Consider the following 1,856-nt stretch of genomic DNA (forward strand, 5'->3'; position numbering starts at 1 on the left):
CTGTGGTGTCACCAATGGCTAAGCGTCGCGCTCGCGGCGAGGGCAGCCTCTACCAAACCGCTGACGGAACCTGGGTGGGCCGCGTCGAGGTGCCGAGCACGAACGGGAAACGCCGCCGCGCCAAGGTTTCCTCGATGAAGTATGACGTCGCGGTCGCGAAGTTCCGCAAGCTGCAGCGCGAGGTCGAGGACGGTACCTACGCCGCGTCGGGCAACACGACGGCCGCGAAGTGGTGCGAACACTGGTTGGAGCACATCGTGAAGCCGCGGGTGCGGCCGAACACGTTCAGGTACTACGAGGAGGCGGTGCGGCTGCACATCGCGCCCGCCATCGGCAAGATACGGTTGTCGAAGTTGACTCAGCAGCATGTCCGGCAGATGCAGCGCGACATACAAGCCACGTCTACCCGTAACGCCGTCAAGGCGCACCAGGCTTTGCAGAAGGCGCTCACCGACGCGGTGCGCGAGGGGCTACTGGCCCGCAACGTCGCCGAACTGGTCGACCGACCCAAACACCTCACCCGCTCCTACGGCGCGCTGACGGCCGACGCCGCCCGGCATCTGGTGAACACCGCGGTGGACCGCGGCGACCCGCTGGCGGCGCGGTGGTGCGCCGGCTTCTACACCGGGGCGCGGCCGGCCGAGCTGCTGGGGTTGACGTGGGAGCACGTCGACCTCGAGGCCGGGGTGATCGAGCTGGCGTGGCAGTTGCAAACCCACAAGCGGGTTCACGGCTGCCCGCCGGCCAAGCCGTGCGGGCGGAAGCGGGCGGGATCCTGCCCGCAAGCGAAATGGGATCTACCCGCCGGGTTCGAATACCGCGAAACCGAGGGCGCGCTGCTGCTGACACGGCCGAAGACGAAGGCCGGGTGGCGGCAGGTACCCCTAGCTAAGCCGCTTCTGGCGATGCTGCGGGCACATTATGCCGCGACGCTAAACCACCCTAATCCTCATAACCTGGTGTGGCACATGGACGGCCGCCCGATCAGCCACCGCGACGACCACCACGCCTGGGTGGCCGCGTGCGAAGCGGCCGGCCTGGCCCGCCGCGTCCACCAGCCCGCCGCTCCTGATCCTGGCGGCGACGTGCTGCTGACAACGCAGGACGTCGCCGACGCGCTCGGCGTGTCCCGGCCGACCGTGGTCAAGTACATGGAGGCCGGGCGGCTGCCGTTCGAGGACCGGCAAGGCCGCTGGCGGTACGTGAAGCTGGCGGACCTGCTCGACAGCGACCTCGAACTCGACCAGGCCGCGTTGGACGCGGTGTGCGAGCGCCGCGCCGCGGTGCGCGCTCGCGGCGTCGCGCGCGCGCAGTCGCACGGCAGCGTGGAGTGGGAGGTGCGGCCGCCGGCGCCGTACGTGTCGCGGCACACCATGGGGACACTGCTGCAGGACGCCGAGGTGCCGGAGGATGTGCGGATGCTGATCATGGGGCACTCGTCGATCGTGGCGCACCGCGGCTATCTGCACGGCGGCCAGGGGCCGAAGCGGGCGGCGATCGCGGCGCTCGAGGCCGCCTACGAGGCCGACGACAACTGAACAAGACGCAACGTTATCGGCAGCAACGTTATCGGCATAGGAGAGACATGACAGGATTCATCGCAACACCGTCTATGCGGGACATCGAGAGCCTGAATCGACGTGTCGCCACGATCGAGAAGCACTTACGTGGCGGCGTAACGGACCTGACGCAACTGCTGATCGAGCACCAGTTCACTCCGGTGAACCACAGCAGCATCGGCATGGAGCATCACTGCCGTTGCGGTTTCCGTCCGCGACACTGGGGCGAATGGGCCGAGCACGTCACAGACGTGGCGAACGCGACATAAATCCCCAAGTTAACGGCAAGGAGAAACG

General features: G+C 67.7%; 2 protein-coding genes. Both read left to right on the forward strand.

What is annotated here, in order from left to right:
* The coding region (locus tag A5622_RS10170; RefSeq protein WP_232002924.1) for a helix-turn-helix domain-containing protein at positions 1-1,538 on the forward strand (1,538 nt) is incomplete at its 5' end.
* 47 nt (positions 1,539-1,585) lie between these two features.
* The gene (locus tag A5622_RS10175; protein ID WP_156752908.1) at positions 1,586-1,828 is read left to right on the forward strand and encodes a hypothetical protein; all 243 of its coding nucleotides are present in this window, start codon (positions 1,586-1,588) and stop codon (positions 1,826-1,828) included.
* Positions 1,829-1,856: the final 28 nt, after the last annotated feature.

This window comes from Mycobacterium sp. 1245801.1, assembly GCF_001673055.1.
GTDB lineage: Bacteria > Actinomycetota > Actinomycetes > Mycobacteriales > Mycobacteriaceae > Mycobacterium > Mycobacterium europaeum_A.

Bases quoted from the DNA above. Each gene is read 5' to 3' on its own strand.
- A5622_RS10175 (WP_156752908.1), top strand. From the start codon at position 1,586: ATGACAGGATTCATCGCAACACCGTCTATGCGGGACATCGAGAGCCTG.